This is a genomic window from Pseudomonas sp. GW822-FHT04C11 (assembly GCF_058800905.1).
This window is the reverse complement of sequence record NZ_JBXAMS010000002.1, coordinates 128,141-146,434: the sequence shown is the minus strand read 5'-3', so window position 1 is coordinate 146,434 and position 18,294 is coordinate 128,141. Positions and strand designations below refer to the sequence as shown.

The window sequence follows — 18,294 nt, the reverse complement described above, 5'->3', positions numbered from 1 at the left end:
TGGCGTGCACCGATCTGATGTCCAGGGAGTAGCGGATAGGATAATATCATGCAGTTGTTTGACTTGCTTAGCCATGGTGCCAAGTCAGCGCTGTTCACTTAGCGCTGACTGCATCGTCCAGATCCTGGATAGACTGAGTACCCGCTAGCATTCGCTCATGGCCATTCTTTCTTCCCTTATATGAACCTTCATCATCTCTTAGTCTTTCATACGATTACCAAAACAGGCAGTGTTACTGCCTGCGCAAAGGCGTTGCACATCTCGCAACCGGCTTTGTCTCGCGAATTGCGCAAACTGGAGGAGCGCTTCGGTCTAACACTTTTTGAACGACAACCGCGTGGTATGCGTTTGACGCACGCCGGCGAAGTTCTTGCCGAATATGCCGATCGACTCTTTGATATTGCCAGAACGGCTGACCTGGCGATGAAGGAACTCGCAAGTGCCAAGATTGGGCACTTATCCATAGCGGCGAGCAGCACCATCGGTACATATGTATTGCCGCGCGTTCTTGCACGTTTTCGCAATAACAATCCAGGTGTAAAGGTAAGTCTTTTCGTGAATAACACTGAACAAGTTTCTCAGGCCGTTGCAGATATGCGCTACTCGCTGGGGTTCATTGAAGGTCCTTTGCATATAAATGGTTTGACCGCGACCAGTTTTCGCGAGGACGATTTGTTGCCGGTAGTAGCCGCGTGGCACCGGTTGGCCGATGCTACCGCCATTAAACCCCAGGATATCAATGACGAGCCATTACTGATGCGCGAGGTGGGATCGGGCACGCGCGAATTGGTTGCGGCAGTACTCGAAGATCTTGGTGTGCAGCAAGGATCAATCATGGAGTTTGGCAACACTGAGGCCATCAAGCAGGCTACCATTCATGGCGGCGGCATTGCCTGGCTGCCCTCCATCAGTATCACCGATGAATTGGCCAATGACGTACTCATCCCTCTACCTTGCGCGCAGCTCACGCTTCGCCGAACGTTGAGTATTGTGCGTCGCGCTGCCGTACCTGATGGGCCGGCCGAGCGCGAATTACTTTCCTTGCTCGAGCAGTAACTGCAAACGACGGGCAAATAGAGGTTCTACATGAAAAAGACTCGCTATCCCGCTAACCATAAGCCATCCGCTTGATCACTTGATTCGATTGTTTATCCCTTCCAACTGCCTTGTGTGCATCGTCAGCGACTCCGACTTAGGTTGTCTTGCCAGTAAGTCTTTAGCCGTTTGGCGAACTGGATGAGAACGCCTTTTTTCAGATGTGTTTGCTCGCACGAACACCATCAATCAAATCGGCGTTCTCGTTTCTGTGTCTTCTGGAACTTTGTGAAGATACAAAAAAGGGCTGAGTAACGAACTCAGCCCAAAGCTATTCAAACGGAACTCTCAGAACCCGGCTTGGGTTTAGCTGTTACCCGTCGTCGGTCGTTGATGGACATACCTGGCGACATTGACCACGCGGCTACGTAGCGCGTCCTAAATTGAATCGAACCGCTACGCTGGCCGTATGGTCACTTCGGCCAACGCGGGAAGACCTTGGCCAGCCAATGGTCTGCGCTGACATAGCGACCTGCGCCATAGAAGAACAGCACCATAATCATGACGGCATAGGTCACCGTGAATTCGATGCCGTTGTTGAGGATTATTGGGTCACCCAATTCCGTAACATAGTTGAAGCGGCCCGGAAAGGAATGCTGCAGCCAAGTCATGAGACCACTGAGGCGCATACTGGCTTCGGTGGTTTTGTCGGCAATCGCGGCCCAGCCGTGCGACCAGTGCACGGACAAACCGGCGACGGTCATCAATATCGCCAGCGGAATGGTGACAATGCGGGTGAACAGACCCAGGGCGATGCAGATGAGCCCTGCTACTTCGGTTCCCGTAGCAAGCGTGGCCATCAGAGTGGGCAAAGGCATGCCGAGACCGCCTTGGGCCACCGGAGTGGCGAACCACTCGACCAGGCCACTGAAGCCGGTGACTTTGGCGTGGGCGCCCTCGTAGAGGGTGGGTAGCAGATACAGACGGATGGAAAGTAGCGCTACGAAATCCAGCTTTTTGGACTTTTCGAGGCCGCGATTGAGAAGTGCGATCAGTTTATCCATGGCGATGCCTTACTATTCGTGGTGTAAAGTAATGAGTTCGTGCCGAAGCGCGTGCGTGAACCAGTGTGCTGACTCTGTTGGAGATACGAGCCGCTCGCCGCCCGTGAAGGTGGACAGTTCTGCAATGTCGTGGTTTGAAAGCCGTTGCGTCACGACCCTATGGTCGAATGTGCGAAAGACGGCATAGACATAAGGCGCGTCGTGGTTTAGCGGCGCTTGCGCCGCATGTTGGTCGTCCTCGTGCAGATCAAACGGAGTGGCCAGCCATCGCACGGTGGGGTTGAGGTAAATGCGGGTAGGGCGACGAGCGTCCTCCCCATGGGGGCGGGGAACTGGGGTCTTATCGACCTCAACGTCAAACAACATCCATTCGTACTCGATAAGGGGGCGCCCGATACCCGGTGGCAGGCGCGGCTGTATGAAGCGGACAAACTCGGTCGCGAGGTGAATGAATTCGGCCCGCGTTGCGCCAAAGCATTTGTAGAATGCGTCGATATCCTGGCGCAGGCGCTCGGCACCGCGATGTTGGGTAAACCGTGGGAACATCGTGGTGACTAGCTCTTGCGCGTTCGCCCGGACCAATTCTCCATACGGGCCGAGATCACCGCTGCGTACGGCCTGACACCGACGCTCTGCTTCGCTGGCGACATCTGGTGCGATGCGAAGGTTCATTGCAGCTTCCCTGTCGAGCCGGTCATGGCCTGGTGGATGCCGCGCAGTTCCTCACATAGCTCGTCGAGGCTGGGTATATTGTTGTCGCGCTCTAGCACAATGGGCTGCTCGCCGAACCGATGAACCGCATAAGCACCCAGGTTCAGCACGGCGGCCGAAACATCGGTTCCATGCGTATCCAAGACCCGCTCTTGAGGTCCATTATCTAGATGACCGGCCACGTGAAAGTAGGTCACCGCGTCCGTCGGCAATGCATCTATGAATGCGCGCGGATCGAATCCGTGGTTGCGCGCGTTCACATACGCATTATTGACATCCAATAGCAGCCCGCAGCCCGAGGTGTCGACCAGCCGAGCGATGAATTCGGTTTCGGCCATCTGTCCCTCCTCATCGTAGTAGTAGGAGATGTTCTCCAACGCGATACGCCGGGACAGGTAATCCTGCACTGCCTTGATCTTATCGACCATAAGCTGCAGGCTTGCCTGCGTGCGACGCACAGGAATCAGCTCGTAAAGGTAGCCGCAGCTATCGCGTGACATGCTGACGTGATCGCTATAGATCGCAATGTCGTAGTTGTCTAAGAAGGTCTTCACTGCGCTCAAGTAATCCATATCCAGCGATTGTGCGTCGCCGATGGACAGGCTCAAGCTGTGTGCCACCATTGGATATTTATCCGCGATGGCGTCGAGTTGTTCCATGCTCTCTCCACCCAACCCCATCCAGTTGTCCGGTACGACTTCTAGAAAGTCGAAGTCATTCCGAATAGGGCCGTTGGCGAGAGACAAGGCAAACTCACGTCGGAGCCCAAGCCCTCGTCCTTGGATGATCATTGGCCACAAACCCCTTCTGCGAGCTTCTTCAGGGGCGTTTCGGCGACGTCGTAACCTTGAGCAGTCAGACCACATTTACCGTCACGTGTGCGGACCAATCGATCCTGTGGGTCCTGATTGATCTTGGCCTTGCCGTAGATCTTCTCGGTGCCGCACTTACCGCTGGCACACTTGCCGCCACCCTTGGTGGTCTTGGCAATGGCCGGTGGTGGGGTTTCACTGGCGTGAGCTGGCTGGCTGATGACGGCGAGCGAGGCGAGCGAGGCGAGCGAGGCAACGGCGATGGATAGCGCGAATGTGTGTTTCATTGGGTGCTCCTGGGTAATGGCATTTCGAAGCGCGAGAGATCACGACCTGCGTAGACCGGGCCGTGGTAGTAGCGTTTGATGATTGCGACGTTGCTATCCTTGTTCTTCAGGGATCTGCCCATGAAGTGATTGAGGACAAGCATTTTGGGATTGACGGCTGCGGCAATCTTGCCAACGACCGTGGGCGTTGCATGGAGGAATTTAGAGGTGGCGTCGGCATCGTCATCGATGGCAGCCGGCATGACCAAAATGTCTGCGCCCTTGGCAAAGTCGACGAATCCAGCGCGGCTGCCGTTCTGATCCGCTGAGATCACGATCGTGCCGCACTTGCCTTCGATGCGAAACGCCAGGGTCGGCACATCACCGTGCGGAATGCCGTAGGCATATACCTTAACCTCGGCGTCTTGATATACGAGGGACGCTTTCTCGGCGTGACGATCCACGTTGATAATCGGGCTGACCTTTAGATTCAACCCATCACTGCCATCATGCAGACCCTCGAGGTAGGCAAACGAGCCAGTCTTGGCGCCGAACGTGTCATGGAAGAATTCCGTCATGCTCGGGAATGAGTCAGATCCGTCCGGACCGACCAGTGCGGTCGTGTTGCCCGAGGCCATAAAGTAAGCGCCCTTCAAGATGGCGGGTAAATCGGCACTATGGTCCGTGTGGAAGTGCGAAATACCGATGAAGTGCAGGTCTTCCAACCGGGCATGCGCCTGGCCAAAGCGCAGGTATGTACCGCCGCCGGCGTCGATGAGCAGCCGCGACTTGCCATCGATCCAGACAATCTCGCCCGATGAAGCACGGGCGTCGTCAGAGATGGGGCCACCAGAGCCGAGCAGTTGGATGCCCATGGAGTGCGTTGTGTCAGCGCTGGTCGTAGCGGCGAATGTGCCGGTGGAGAGTGCCGCGAAGCCGAGAGCGGTGGCGATTCGCAAGATTTTTTTCACAGTGAGGCTCCAAGCGGACTGAAGTGGAATGTGCGAGTCACCGAGTGGTGCCAAGCAGCACCAATGAGGTGTTACACATCGTCACCTACTGCTGACGTATGCACCATTGCTTGTTTTTAATAGGTGGCATGCCTTTTTGGTATGCATTGGCGCGATGCTGCCGTGTGGGTGGATTTGACCCTCTCGTTGGGCTGGGGAACGTAAGCCATGCCGTTAGGGCATGGCGTACATGCGAAAAATGTCATCGTGCATATCGGGTGAGAGTGGAAGGATGAAATCGAATCATTCACCGGCTCATCTCGCATTACCTGCTAATGGACACCACCATGGTTATTTCTCATCCCTTTTTCCGCGCTGAACTCGTCCCGCGAGGTCGTTCACCCGTTCACCCCGAACTGATGAGCCACCACTATAGGAACAGCTGTCCTAGCGCTGTGCTCACCAATGCCCTCTGGGGCACCACTGTCCTTTTTCACAGAGGCAATATTCTGTTTTGCCAGATGGGGAATCAGGCTTTTCTAGGCGGTATCCCAATTGTGAGTGTCCGGCTCATTAGTCCTATACACATCTCATGCAGTTACGCCTCATGAGTCTTAAGGGTGGGCGAGTTTGCACTACAACTTTGCCATTGTTCTGTTTGTAGAATGTTTGAGTCGGATTAGTTGCTGTAGGCTAATTATCAGCTAGCAAGAAACTTACCAGTAGAGAGATAGTTTAATGAAATTGTTTATGCTTGGATTTGCTACCTTGCTCACCTGCGGTTCAGTTTTTGCCGATACTACCGAGAAGTCACCGGTGATTCATGACAAGACCGGCTTCTATGTTCATATGGATGTTGCAAAAATCATATCAATTACTGATATCTCGGACCAGTGCGGTGTGATTCCCGCGCGTCTCGATTACCTGGATCATCAGGGGCGGGAGCATGTTTTGGACTATCTGGTTCAAGGACGTTGCACGAACGAAAACTGATGAGCACTTAACGCTCTGTTAATAACGACACTTCCTAAAGTGCTATCCATAAATTTCATATAGCCCAAGCGGCACTCTTCTTTATCACCTCAGGAAATTTATTCTATGAAACTGTCCACCCTTGTCATTGCCGGCCTATTGTCCGTTATCTCTGTCGCCGTCTTTGCCGAAGATGGTTCTGACCGGGCCCGCGCCCGATGGGAGGCGTTTCAGGCCAGCCAGGTGGAAGCCCACGCTGAAGCCGCACAAAAGACCCTGACAGCCCAGACCAAAAACAACGGTTCTTCCGCAGCAGACACTATCGAACAGAAGCAACAACCCGATATCTGATTATTCGAAGCGTTCCCGATATTCACTTCTTTTATACTCGGCTCACTTGGAATTGGTGTTCGATTTAGCGCCCGATAATACGGGCGTTTTTTTGCTTTGTAGTATCTGGGTCTAGCCAATCGATTGCGTTGAGTTGTTGAAGGCAAAAACACTCGTAATCACTTCGGCGCCATCATCACCGCTAGGGTCATCTTGATGAACTCTTCGTTTCGGTAAAGTGCAGCCAGGCGCCGCGAACGTTGTCCGCAACTTCAGCCGATCCGCGCTTCTCTACCCCATTTGAAAGTTCCATGATGGCAGCTTACAGCGCGAGCTGGTTTTCGTTGATTTTGAACAGCAGTTGTGTACCTGTAAGCGTGAGCCATTCGGCAGTGCGGTAGCATCGACGCAGGGAGTGAAAAAAACCGTGCCAATTTCAACACCGGTAGGTGTGTCATGCCGCAGGATTAGATGGGCAGATTCAGCAAGGGAGAACATTCCATTGACTCAGGGCCATGAGATGATTCCTAAACGCCGCAAGGAGGGGCTCTTTACCGTACCCTCGGTCAGTAACTTGACCCCACTACTTGGGTTTATTGATACGTCATGGTGAACCTGATACTTGTGTTCGCCGTGCCTGCTTGAATATCACCCGGAACTCGGACGTAAGCGGCGTTGAAATTGGCTTCTGCGGTTTTATTGCCGGTTACATAACTCCCCAGTTTATAGGTCTTATTCATTGTGACGGCACCGCCCAGTGTGTCAGTTAGCTTTAACCCTATGCCTCTGGACGTGGATTGCTTGTCCAATGACACAATACCGCTGCTCTCTTCTTCGATTCCATTGACCGCCTCGAATGACAGCTGGATTTTGTTGATACCTTCATCGCAGTCATTCAAACGGATCTTGAAAGGTATCGGTGGCGTACTATCGCCAGGATGTTCAAGTTCATACAATTGGTAGCTGTCACCCATCTGCACATTGACGTCGCTGACCGAACATGACGCAGCTACCACTTGGATGGGGTTCAGCAAATTGAAGCGTGCGACCTCGAAACCGCCGGTTGTAACCCATGTTCCGAGTAGGCCCGCCGGAATAGTCACGCCTGGTTTGATTGGGCCGTTTTTGATCAAGAACAGCCTGTAGGGCCCGTCTTTGAAAGTTTCATTTGTGCCCACCGTGAAAGTACTGTTTTTTTCAGTTAGAGAATGGAACGGGCTGAGCCCCTCGATCCTGAGCCTCATATCAAGTCCGCTTTCCCTTAAAGGGAATACAGTGCCAGTGGCGGGCTGCGCACCGAGAGAGGGGTTCAGTAAAAAGCCGGAATCCTCCCTTGGAGAGCAAGTCAATACAATGTATGAAGCCGGACCTGCGGTTTGTACGTCCACCACCGTCAATGCGGTACCGTCCACCGGGACGTTGATTGTACTGGGCGCGGTAAAATTTATGACGCGGGGCTTGTCATTGTTTTTGAAAGAACAACTGGCCATTGCGTCATTCATGCAGCCGACCAGTGCTATTGAGGTGAGGCATAACAGTTTTTTCATCGCTGGATTTCGGTCAATGTGATCTTTTATAGAATGCATGGAGACACCGATAGCCTTGGGTGATTGAAGAAGGTTTCTGAACAGACTTCAGGGCGAGCAAACCAACGGTACGCGCTCATAGTTCAGTGCCTTATCGCGCTCTGGCAGTGAATAGGTCGCCTGGCATTGCCGGTCCGCCCATTTGATAGTGAGCAGGGCGCGCGGGTCTTGAACCAGTGCCAGGGCCTTGCCATTGGGGTCGGCAATGGCGATCTGTTTACCGCTTGCATCTTCCAGGGCTGCACCAAACGGCAAGCGTCGGTGTGCGCTGTCGAATAACTCGAATTGCACGCGACGCCCGGTCTCGGAGAGATAGCGCACCAGCACCGCGGCGCCACGGCGAGGCACGACTTGCTGGGTGGCGTTTTCGATTTCGACGTCGGCGCCAAGGTCGCGCGTGTCCAGGCTGATCCAATTGACCCGGTAGGGCTGGGTGTTGGGGATCACGGCATAGCCATTCGAGCCGGTTTTCGTGCCGCTGAAGCTATTGATCTTGACCCCGCCTGGTACACCAGGCACTTCGGCCAGGGCGAAGGTCTCGCCGAGGGTCTGCCCCAGATTGATGCCTCCTGCATGTGCGACGATCGAGCCTGCCAGGTTGAGGTTTTGTGAGTTGTAGCCGCGCCCTTGGCTGTAACCAACGTTGGCATCTACAAACGCGCTGCGTGTGCTGATGCTTGCCGAACCCGTATTGCCGCCATTGCTGCTATTGCCTGCTTGCAGGGAATAGTAGGTGTCGCTGTCTTCGGACACATAGCCGTTTACGCCCAACTGGGTACTGTTACCGGATTTTTGCGTACTGCTCGAGATGAACGCTCTCGGTGCCCGAGGCGTGGAGCCCAGTGGGAAAGACAGCGACAGATTGACCTGAGTGTCGTTATTCGCGGAGCCGCGATTGCCCACATCCTTGGTATGGGTCACACCCAGGTTATAAGTCAGGTCGCGCCAGCTATTGCTGTAGCCAGCGGACAGGCTTTGTGAGCCGCCACTGCCCCAATAACGCTGGTCAGTGGCATTGAGGTAGACACTGCCCAACTGTTGATTGCGACCCAGGCTTTGATTGATGGTCAAATCTGTCCGAGTCTTGGAGTTACCGCGCCGTTGATCGGTATAGCTCTGATCTTCGATATGCTCGGACAGCGTGCGGTAGCCTTCGGTGGAGTAACGATAGGCGGCCAGCGTGAAGTTGGTATCGGTACCGGTGAAGGTTTTTGCATACAGCATGCGCAGGCTGTTGCCCTTGCTCGAGCTATCTCGTACCTGACTGGAGGAGTGGGTCAGGTCGAATGAAAAAGCGCCGAAGGTTGTATTGCGGCCCATACCCAGCGACATCGCACTGAAGTTGTCCGAAGACTGCATGCCGACAATGCCGGTGAGATTACTGCTGATGCCGTAGGCCAGCGTACCGCTGAAGAGCTTCGGCGAGGCCAGCCCTTCGGAGTTGCTGTTGTATTTGCCTGCCGATGCGCTGTATTTGATCTGGCCCTTGCGCACCATGATCGGCAAGCTTGAGAAGGCCTGGCGGGTTTCGCGGCGACGACCGTCGGCCTCGATGACTGTGACCTGCAAGTCGCCGTTGGAGCCGCTGGGGTAAATATCGTTGATCTCGAACGGGCCCGGCGGCACGCTGGTGGTGTAGATAATGTAGTTGTCCTGACGAATCTCGACGGTGGCATTGGTTTGCGCCACGCCTCGGACAACCGGGGCATAGCCGCGTTCGCTGTCGGCGCGCATCCCCTCATCCGAACTCAGTTTTACGCCGCGATAACGCACGCTGTCGTAAAGCTGCGAGTCGGAAAAAATATCACCTGCGCTGAACTGCCCCTTCAAGGCAGTCACGTCATGCTCCACGTAGCTGCGATTGCTGGTGAACGAATTCGATTCGCCGGTACGGCTGCTGAAGTTCGATTCATTGCGCAAACGCCACGCGCCAAGGTTGATGCCGTTACGCAACCCGAGACTATTGGAGATCGACGTGGAATAGTCCGTGTCGTTGCGATTGCCGCTCAACTGGTAATTGATGAAGGCCGCCGATATGCCGGCGTCCCATAGGGCCGGGTCGACGTAGCCGCGCATTCCGCGTTGCAGGGCAACCTGCGGTATCGTGATGGAGAGCCGCAGGCGGCCGGGGTCGTAGTTCACGGTAGCTTTGTCGATCAGGCTCGGCAGATCGTAACAGGTGCCCGGCGCGTCGGGATTGAGCTGACCGCCGGTTTCGAGCTTGCTCATGTCGATGCCCAGTTGACGAATGATATCCAGGGTTAGGCACGCTTGGACTTTATTGGACGTCGACATCAGTCGAAAGTCGATATCGCGGCGCCCTACCATTACCTCGTTGCTGTACACGTCGACCCGGTAAGTGCCAGGTATCACGCTGTTTGGCACGAGCAACAGGTCAAGGTCCACGTCGGACCCGGCACCTTGCAAAAACGAAGTGTTGAACCGTGAAACTTGAGCAGGCTCGGCGAGAGAGGGGGCGTCGGCTTTGGCCATTAGAGGCACGCCGAGGGCAATGGCTAGCGACAGCGCATTTAGCCCTGCATTAGCCAAACTATCCTGTTTTTTTACGTCGTTGGAATTGCCGCGTGGGTATAAATACATGCCCAGCCCTATAAAGCGATAAAAGACAGAATACATTCATGTTTGAATTACAAAACGTTCGAGATGTACGGTAAGTGAATACCGTAAGCTAGTGCTTGGCGGTGGCGCTGACAGCAGTCCCGCGTGACAAATCGGCAACGTAACGATCTTGCGCACCGTAATCATTGATACTGAGAAAGTCCAACTTGATGGGGTGTGAACTGTTCAACTTTTCAAGTGGAAAATTTTTGTGTTGACCGGGTGCAATCATGGTCGAGTCGAAGGGCTGCTCGGTTATAACGCCTGATTTAAGCGTCAGCTCCGCCAGTGAAACATGATAAAGTCCTGGATTGGTGACCTGTAATATTGCATGTCCATTTTGCTCGGCTACTTGCCACATTAACTGTGTCGGCGCCAAGTAAGCTTTGGCCGTCAGTCCGGCGGGGCGGAAAAAAACTTTAATGCGCTGACGGACCGCCAATTGTAAGGTGTTCTTTGTCGTTGAGGTTTGAGGGATCTCCTGCACGTTGAGCCATACGACAGATTCTTTATCGGCCGGCATACCGGTGCCCTCATAGATCACTCGAAGTAACTGTTGTTGCTTGCCAAGGATTTTTGCCAGCGGTGGCGTGACGGCAAACGGCGCCGAACCGACGTTAGAATCGCTGTCGATCCATGACTGAATTAACAAATCATCGCCGTTGTTGCGCACTTTGATACTGACTTCTTTGTGTTCGCCGTCAAACACCAGGCGAGTGGCGCTCAGCGAAATACCCGCGCTGGCGTGCGTGGCCAGGAATGCACAGTGCAAGCCCATGCAGAGGGAGATGAAACGACGGTTGAACATGTGCAAGGCCCTTTAGGTGAATAAAGGCGGGACATGCAGCCCCGCGCAATGTAGCCCTGGTGGTTATTACTCGTATTGCAAGGTGAACGGCAGGGTGGCATCGCCACGGCCGGCCACAGCGGTTTTGACATCACCGGTGGTGACGTAGGCAGCGGAGAACTTCAGAGTTGCGTTACCGTCTTGCAGGGTGTTTTCAATCTTTGCGGCAGTCGGCGAACTCAGGTCGATCTGATCGCCATTGGCGTCGAGCAGAGCGATACCGATACCTCTCGCCGCACCGACACCATCAATCAACTTCAACACCTTGGTACCAGTCACCAAGCCTGTACCCGCACCCGTAGTGGGCTGGAAGATCATGGCCACCTTAGTACCGGCATTGCAGTTGATTTTCATATCAAAGTTTTCAGCGCTCAATTTGCCGCTGCCTTTCGGCGCGGAAGCGGTGCCCATATCTTTAATGGAAACGTCGCCCATGGGCACGGAGATGGTTTTACCGATTCCGGCATCTTCGATCGAGCAGGCGTCATTGTTGATAACACCACTGAAATTGATGGTGCCGCTACCTGCCTTGGTCGGTACTACAGGGTCGGCTGCAAAAGACTGGCCTGCGGCAGCAAGCATTGAAAGTGTCAACAAGGTCAGCGAAAGCTTTTTCATCGGGTTGTCCACAAAAGTAAGGCGAAAGTAGTGTGTCCTTCGGGCACAGGCCAAATGTTAAGTGCGGATGTGAGTGGCGGCTATGGGACGATTCTGATAGTGCAAAGTTGATAGTCTAGGGGGGGTATTTTATTTAACCGTGTGCACGTCGCGAGGGTGGATTGAATTAATGGGTTTTTAAGAATCGTCTAATGGGGCGCGTTACAGTGGACCGGGGTGCTGCTCAAGGATGTATTGGCGCGTGCCGGGGTCAAGGCCGGTGCGGTGGAAATGTAGTGGTCAACTAATCCCGGACACGACGTTAAGTTTTTTCTCGGCCTGAGCTGGCGCCAGCCCACCGTTGAATTGATGGGGCCGAATCCAGTTGTACCGATGCTTCAGGTAATGGCTGATGTCTCGGTGTGCTTCTTGAGCCGTCGTGTAGCCCACGGTCGGTATCCATTCAGTTTTCAAGCTGCGAAACCCGCGCTCCATCGGGGCATTGTCCCAGCAGTTTCCACGACGGCTCATGCTCTGGCGCATGCGGGGTAACGCCAGAGTCGTTGGCGAAACTGACGGCTGCCATATTGCGAGCCCTGATCCGAGTGAAACAGCAGCCCTTGAGGCCTCCCACGCTGCTCATAAGGCATATCCAGCGCCTTGATCACCAGATTCGTATCCGGTTTGTAGGCATGCGATCCAGGTTGTTTGCTGATTAACGCCAGTTCCCGCATCAGACCACGCACCTTGAACCGCCCGATTTGCTCGCCGCCGTCCTGCATCATCGACACGATGCTGCGGCAACCGGCAGCGCTTCGGGTTTGCGTAAACAGTTCGTTGACCCGACTGCGCAACCGAAGCCGCTCAACGTCCGGAGTTCGTCGCCTGATGCGGTGGGCGTAGTAACACGAGCGCGTGACATCAAAGACTGCGCAAAGCCAATCGACCGGCTCTCGGGCACTCAACTGATCGATCAGCCTGTGCGCTCGTGCTCTTCCGACATCAAGAGCGCGGTAGCCTTGTTAAAATGGATTTCTCCCGCTCAAGACGAGCGATTCAAGCTTCCAGTTCCTGGATTTTCTGTTGTTCGGGCGTCAGCGCTTTGCTCTGCGGAGTGACGCCATTGCGTTCTTGCTGGAGCTGATTGACCCAGCGACGCAACGCGGACTCGACCACCCCCGAGCGAGCGACAGGCTTCGATATGGCTATAACCCTGATCGAGCACGAGGCCTGCGGCCTCGCGTTTGAATTCAGCGGAAAAGGAACGACGTTGCTTGGTCATCAGGCACCTCTATCTGGCGAGCATTCTTGCCTAAATGGGCGACCATAGATTTCATTAGACCACTACAGTAGTCTCTTGAGACCGCTGTATCCGTGGGGTGCTGTGACTATCTTTATTCTTCGTCACAACTGATCGCGTCAGCTGACGGGAGCAAGCGCCCTCGCCACAGGGGACTTGTGTTGACTCAAATCAGTCAAGGTTCAGGTGCCTTATGTTAATAAGTGCTTTATTGCGCAACCTTTAACACTGATTGTTCAGTTATGTGGGTTTTTCCCAAGGCCGGTAGTGTTTATCATGGCCGGCTGCCATGTCGGGTAAATGACGATGCGCAGAGAGACCTTTTTCCAAGGAGTTGCCCCATGACCTTTTCCTTTGCCGCAAAGGCGTCGCTGTTGCTGCTGTTCATCGGCAGCACGCTCTACGTGCATTTGCGCGGCAAGGCGCGTTTGCCGGTCTTGCGTCAGTTCGTCAACCACTCGGCGCTGTTCGCTCCTTATAACGCCTTGATGTATCTGTTCTCGGGAGTGCCGTCCAAACCGTACCTGGACCGCAGCAAGTTCCCGGAACTGGATGTGCTCAAGGAAAACTGGGAAGTCATTCGTGACGAGGCCATGCACCTGTTCGACGAGGGCTACATTCGCGCCGCCGAGAAGAATAACGACGCCGGTTTCGGTTCGTTCTTCAAGAAGGGCTGGAAGCGTTTCTACCTCAAGTGGTATGACAAACCGCTGCCATCGGCCGAATTGCTCTGCCCGAAAACCGTCGAGCTGGTCAGCCGCATCCCCAACGTGAAAGGCGCGATGTTTGCCCTGTTGCCGGGCGGTAGCCACCTCAACCCGCACCGCGACCCGTTCGCCGGTTCCCTGCGTTATCACTTGGGCTTGTCGACACCGAACTCCGACGACTGCCGCATTTTTGTCGACGGTCAGGTCTACGCCTGGCGTGATGGCGAAGACGTGATGTTCGATGAAACCTACGTGCACTGGGTCAAGAACGAAACCGAAACGACCCGGGTGATTCTGTTCTGTGACATCGAACGACCGCTGAGCAACCGCTTGATGACGCGTATCAACCGTTGCGTCAGTGGCCTGCTGGGCCGTGCCACGGCGCCGCAAAACCTCGATGACGAGCGCGTCGGCGGGATCAACAAGGTCTACGCCTGGAGCAAGACCTCCAGCGACAAATTCAGCGGCGTGGTCAAAAAGTGGAAGCGCCGTAATCCGAAGCTATACCGCATCCTGCGGCCAGTATTGGCGGTTGTGGTGCTGACGGCGCTGGGCTACTGGTTGTTTGGCTGATACCAATCGCCAAAAAAGATAAACCGCTCATCGATGAGCGGTTTTTTTTGGCTAGAGAAAATCAAGGACGGCCTGCGAGGAGGCTTGGCTCTTCATTTTCGGTTCCGATCAGGGCCGCTTTGAACAATCGAAGTTGATTGGCGGATAGCCCCGTATTCATCTGCTTTTTATGCATCCTCCATAATTTGTCCTTCGCGCAAGGCTTCTTAACTCGTGCTCGCATATGGCCTCTTGTATTTTTAGTGGTGCCGCTGCTATGGGGAGTGGTGCGTTCTGAAGGCTATTCGCAGGCACATCAGCTGTCTTTACTGGCGCTTTGACCAAGTCATTGCAATCTGTGTCGAGCGCTGGTTATAGTCAGCGCTCGCTGCGTTTCCAACCCGGCGATTTCTCCCTCAAAAAAGATCAGCTCATGCCTGCATCCCTCATCAACGCGGTAGTCGATTCAGCGGTCAACGCTGGCGTCGTGCCGTGCGGGAATGTGCAGCCTGCGCAGATCAGCCACTATCCCCCTCCTGTCAGTCGCACGCCGGTGTGCGCGGTGGTTTCACCGCCAGGTGTTGGCTTCTCGGGCTGATCAGCGGCTTCTGCTGTTGCCTGTGCCCGCCTGAACACAACGACTGAATTTCAGCTTCGGCTGAGTTGGCTTCTTGCCTGATGACAGGTGGTTTTCATGTTGCTCATTTCAAAAAAGACCGCGCTCGCGGCGGCGTCCACGAGCCTGTTCGTTCTGCTCTGGAGTAGCGGGGCGATTTTCTCCAAATGGGGGCTGGTTCACGCCTCACCCTTTGCCTTTCTGTTGATCCGCTTTGCGATTGCCCTCTGTGGGCTGGTGCTGTTGATCCCGTTGCTCAAGCTCAAACTGCCCCGGCGCGGCAAGCCGATGCTGTATGCCGCGGCCACCGGCCTGGTATTGCTGGGCGCCTATCAGATTTTCTATCTGCTGGCGCTGGACCTGAAGGTTACGCCCGGGGTCATGGCCACGATCATGGGGGTTCAACCGATCCTCACCGTGGTGCTGATTGAGCGCCAACGCTCCAGGAGCCGGATGTTCGGCCTGATGCTCGGGCTGGCGGGGTTGATCATGGTGGTCTATCAGGGCATCGGCCTGGCCGGCATGTCGCTGGCCGGAATGCTCTTTGGTTTGCTGGCGCTGGTCAGCATGACCGCAGGCTCGATCATGCAGAAGCGCATCACCGAAAATCCCCTCGGCACACTGCCGGTGCAATACCTGGCCGGGCTGTTGCTGTGCGGGTTTTTCGTACCGTTCCAGCCATTCCACTTCGAGCACAGCACGGGGTTCATCGTGCCCGTGTTGTGGATGGGCCTGGTGGTATCGCTGCTGGCGACCTTGCTGCTGTATCGCCTGATCGCCCGAGGCAATCTGGTGAATGTCACCAGTTTGTTCTACCTGGTGCCGGCGGTGACGGCAGTGATGGACTACCTGATTTTCGGCAACAGACTGGCGATGTTGAGCATGCTCGGCATGCTGTTGATCATCGTCGGTTTGGTGTTTGTGTTCCGTAAAAGCCGCTGATGCTGACGCGGCCTTCGTGATTGGCGAAGGCCGCGTTTTTCATGGCTGGCATTGCAGACGCACGCGCTCATAGTTCAGGGCTTTGTTGCGCTCGGGCAATGCGTAGGGCGCCAGGCAGTGTTTGTCAGCCCATTTGATGGTGAGGGTGGCCGAGTCCTCTTCCACCAGCGCCAGGGCTTTACCGCTCGGGTCGGAAATGGCCAGTTGTTTGCCGGCGGCGTCTTCCAGCGCGGCGCCAAATGGAATGGCCTTGTTCTGCGCATCAAACAGCTCGAACTGCACCCGCCGGCCGGTCTTGCCGATATATCGAGCCAACACCACGGCGCCGCGCCTTGGTACGACTTGCTGGGTGGCATTATCGATCTCGATGTCCGCACCCAGATCCCGGGTATCCAGGCTGATCCAGTTCACCCGATAAGGCTGAGTGTTGGGGACCACGGCAAAGCCGTTGGCGCCGGTTTCAGCGCCGCTGTAGCTGCCGATTTTGGCCCCGGAGACACCCGGCACTTCGGCTAGGGCAAAGGTTTCGCCCACGGTCTGTCCCAGATTGATTCCTCCCGCGTGGGCGACCACGGAACCGGCCAGGTTAAGGTTTTGCGAGGCGTAGCCGCGTCCCTGACTGTAGCCGGCGCTGACATCCGCCATCGAGGTGCGGGTGCTGATGTTGGCCGAGGCCGAGCTGCCACCGGTGCTGCTGTTACCGCCTTGCAGTGAGTAATAGGTGTCGCTGGTTTCCGACAGGTAGCCGTTGATACCGACTTGAGTACTGTCGCTGTTCTTCTGCGTGTTGGCCGAAACAAAGGCCCGTGGCGCTCGGGGTTTGGAACCCAGGGGGAACGACAGGGACAGGTTGATCAACGTGTCATTGTTGGACGATCCGAAATCCCCGACATCCTTGGTATAGGTCGCGCCGAGGTTGTAGCTGACCTCGCCCCAGTAGTTGCTGTAGCCGGTAGACAGACTCTGGGAACCGCCGCGTCCCCAATAGCGCTGGTCGCTGGCGTTCAGGTAAACGCTGCCATATTGCTGGTTGCGGCCCAGGCTCTGGTTGATGGTCAGGTCGGTACGGGTTTTCGAGTTGCCGGTGGGTTTACGGCCGTCGGCGTTGAGTTCCTCGACGTGGTTGGTCAGGGTCCGGTAGCCCTCGGTCGAATAGCGATAGGCCGCCAGGGTGAAGTTGGTATCGGTGCCGGTGAACGTCTTGGCATACAGCGCCCGCAGGCTATTACCCTGGACGGTCTGGCCCGAAGTAGCGCTGGAGGAATGAGTCAGGTCAACAGATACGGCGCCGATCGGGGTGTTGCGCCCCGCACCGACTGATAGCGCCTTGAAGTTCTCCGAGGCCTGGACACCGACGATCCCGGTGAGGTTGCTGTTGATGCCGTAGGCCAGGGTGCTGCTGACAAACTGCGGCGACGCCAGGCCATCGCTGTTGCTGTTGTACTTGCCCGCCGAGACGCTGTACTTCACTTGGCCTTCGCGGACCATGATCGGCAGGCTCGAAAATGCCTGCATCGATACCCGTCGACGGCCATCGGCTTCGATGATGGTCACTTGCAGGTCGCCGTTCGAGCCGCTGGGATAGATATCGCTGATCTCAAACGGGCCCGGTGGCACGTTGGCGGTGTAGAGGATGTAATTGTTCTGACGGATCTCCACCGTGGCGCTGGTTTCCGCCACGCCGCGAATGATCGGCGCATAGCCGCGCTCGCTGTCGGCGCGCATGCCTTCGTCGGAGGCCAGTTTCAGGCCGCGATAACGCACGCTGTCGAACAGGTCGGTGTCGGAGAATATATCGCCGGCACTGAACTGGCCCTTCAACGCGGTCACGTCATGTTGCAAGTAGCTGCGGTTGCTCTTGAACGTGTTGGGCTGACCGGTGCTGCTACTGAAGTTCGACTCATTACGCAGGCGCCAGGCGCCCAGATTGAGGCCGTTACGCAGACCCAGGTTGTTGGAGAACGTGGTGGCGTAGTCCGTGCTGTTACGGTTGCTGCTCAACTGGTAGTTGATAAAGGCCGCCGAGACGCCGCTATCCCATAAGGCCGGGTCGACATAACCACGCATGCCCCGCTGCATGGCGATTTGCGGCACGCTGGCCAACAGCCGCAGACGGCTGACGTCATAGCGCAAAGTGGCCTTGTCGATCAGCGACGGCAAGTCATAGCAGGCGTGCGGCTCATGTGGGTTGAGTGTGCCGGCCGCTTCCAGCTTGTTCATGTCTCAGCCACTATAGCGAGGCGGCCCCTCTGGGTAGTGGCGTCGAAAAGATGCCATCCAATTTAGCCACGGATAGACGGTGCAGCGTGTCGCTCGGGGGAGAACTCATCGACTACGGTACTCAAACTCGGTGGCAATTACAGAATGCACCTGCCGTAAGTAATAGCT

General features: G+C 55.5%; 16 protein-coding genes and 2 pseudogenes. 6 read left to right on the top strand and 12 right to left on the bottom strand.

The window, feature by feature from the left end:
- Positions 1–180: 180 nt before the first annotated feature.
- A complete protein-coding gene (locus AC1RJ3_RS03375; protein WP_081013758.1) occupies positions 181–1,056 on the top strand; it encodes a LysR substrate-binding domain-containing protein in 876 nt (291 codons plus the stop codon).
- 452 nt (positions 1,057–1,508) lie between these two features.
- Here AC1RJ3_RS03375 and AC1RJ3_RS03370 read toward each other — a convergent pair whose 3' ends face one another.
- The 5 genes from AC1RJ3_RS03370 to AC1RJ3_RS03350 are packed head-to-tail and all read right to left on the bottom strand — an operon-like array spanning position 1,509 to position 4,859.
- On the bottom strand, positions 1,509–2,099 hold the full coding sequence (locus tag AC1RJ3_RS03370) for an HvfX family Cu-binding RiPP maturation protein (RefSeq protein WP_054596185.1): 591 nt from the start codon (positions 2,097–2,099) through the stop codon (positions 1,509–1,511).
- 12 nt (positions 2,100–2,111) lie between these two features.
- Positions 2,112–2,771, bottom strand: coding sequence for a putative DNA-binding domain-containing protein (locus AC1RJ3_RS03365; protein ID WP_054596186.1), 660 nt, complete (start codon positions 2,769–2,771; stop codon positions 2,112–2,114).
- A complete protein-coding gene (locus tag AC1RJ3_RS03360; protein ID WP_493077479.1) occupies positions 2,768–3,601 on the bottom strand; it encodes an MbnB/TglH/ChrH family RiPP precursor modification enzyme in 834 nt (277 codons plus the stop codon). Before AC1RJ3_RS03360 ends, AC1RJ3_RS03365 begins: the two co-directional genes overlap by 4 nt.
- Entirely contained in the window at positions 3,598–3,909 is a 312-nt protein-coding gene (locus AC1RJ3_RS03355; RefSeq protein WP_493077477.1) for a hypothetical protein, read from the bottom strand. Before AC1RJ3_RS03355 ends, AC1RJ3_RS03360 begins: the two co-directional genes overlap by 4 nt.
- Positions 3,906–4,859, bottom strand: a complete 954-nt coding sequence (locus AC1RJ3_RS03350; protein WP_054596189.1) for an MBL fold metallo-hydrolase — start codon at positions 4,857–4,859, stop codon at positions 3,906–3,908. Before AC1RJ3_RS03350 ends, AC1RJ3_RS03355 begins: the two co-directional genes overlap by 4 nt.
- Positions 4,860–5,576: 717 nt before the next feature.
- On the opposite strand from AC1RJ3_RS03350, the gene AC1RJ3_RS03345 reads away from it, so the two are divergent.
- Both AC1RJ3_RS03345 and AC1RJ3_RS03340 read left to right on the top strand, forming a co-directional pair.
- A complete protein-coding gene (locus AC1RJ3_RS03345) occupies positions 5,577–5,831 on the top strand; it encodes a DUF2790 domain-containing protein (RefSeq protein ID WP_054596190.1) in 255 nt (84 codons plus the stop codon).
- Positions 5,832–5,936: 105 nt separating this feature from the next.
- Positions 5,937–6,161 (top strand): hypothetical protein, encoded by a 225-nt coding sequence (locus AC1RJ3_RS03340; RefSeq protein ID WP_103316245.1) that lies wholly within the window; start codon positions 5,937–5,939, stop codon positions 6,159–6,161.
- 158 nt (positions 6,162–6,319) lie between these two features.
- On the opposite strand, the pseudogene AC1RJ3_RS03335 reads toward AC1RJ3_RS03340, so the two are convergent.
- The 6 genes and pseudogenes from AC1RJ3_RS03335 to AC1RJ3_RS03310 all read right to left on the bottom strand — a co-directional run bounded on the left by AC1RJ3_RS03335 (position 6,320) and on the right by AC1RJ3_RS03310 (position 13,071).
- Positions 6,320–6,501: pseudogene (locus AC1RJ3_RS03335) on the bottom strand (hypothetical protein).
- Positions 6,502–6,733: 232 nt separating this feature from the next.
- Positions 6,734–7,687, bottom strand: a complete 954-nt coding sequence (locus AC1RJ3_RS03330; protein ID WP_158246520.1) for a fimbrial protein — start codon at positions 7,685–7,687, stop codon at positions 6,734–6,736.
- 87 nt (positions 7,688–7,774) lie between these two features.
- Positions 7,775–10,219 (bottom strand): fimbria/pilus outer membrane usher protein, encoded by a 2,445-nt coding sequence (locus AC1RJ3_RS03325; RefSeq protein ID WP_054596193.1) that lies wholly within the window; start codon positions 10,217–10,219, stop codon positions 7,775–7,777.
- Between the two features lie 196 nt (positions 10,220–10,415).
- Positions 10,416–11,153 (bottom strand): fimbrial biogenesis chaperone, encoded by a 738-nt coding sequence (locus tag AC1RJ3_RS03320; protein ID WP_054596194.1) that lies wholly within the window; start codon positions 11,151–11,153, stop codon positions 10,416–10,418.
- Positions 11,154–11,219: 66 nt separating this feature from the next.
- Positions 11,220–11,810, bottom strand: a complete 591-nt coding sequence (locus AC1RJ3_RS03315) for a fimbrial protein (protein WP_054596195.1) — start codon at positions 11,808–11,810, stop codon at positions 11,220–11,222.
- A 279-nt stretch (positions 11,811–12,089) separates the two neighbouring features.
- Positions 12,090–13,071, bottom strand: a pseudogene (locus AC1RJ3_RS03310) (transposase).
- 359 nt (positions 13,072–13,430) lie between these two features.
- On the opposite strand from AC1RJ3_RS03310, the gene AC1RJ3_RS03305 reads away from it, so the two are divergent.
- From AC1RJ3_RS03305 to AC1RJ3_RS03295, 3 genes are all read left to right on the top strand, one after another.
- Entirely contained in the window at positions 13,431–14,369 is a 939-nt protein-coding gene (locus AC1RJ3_RS03305) for an aspartyl/asparaginyl beta-hydroxylase domain-containing protein (protein ID WP_054596196.1), read from the top strand.
- A gap of 412 nt (positions 14,370–14,781) precedes the next feature.
- Positions 14,782–14,946: a hypothetical protein gene (locus tag AC1RJ3_RS03300; protein WP_167360482.1), complete on the top strand. Its 165-nt coding sequence runs from the start codon at positions 14,782–14,784 to the stop codon at positions 14,944–14,946.
- A 96-nt stretch (positions 14,947–15,042) separates the two neighbouring features.
- On the top strand, positions 15,043–15,906 hold the full coding sequence (locus AC1RJ3_RS03295) for a DMT family transporter (RefSeq protein WP_493077472.1): 864 nt from the start codon (positions 15,043–15,045) through the stop codon (positions 15,904–15,906).
- A gap of 39 nt (positions 15,907–15,945) precedes the next feature.
- On the opposite strand, the gene AC1RJ3_RS03290 is transcribed toward AC1RJ3_RS03295, so the two are convergent.
- Complete coding sequence (locus tag AC1RJ3_RS03290) at positions 15,946–18,126, bottom strand: fimbria/pilus outer membrane usher protein (RefSeq protein WP_493077470.1); 2,181 nt, start codon at positions 18,124–18,126, stop codon at positions 15,946–15,948.
- Positions 18,127–18,294 lie beyond the last annotated feature (168 nt).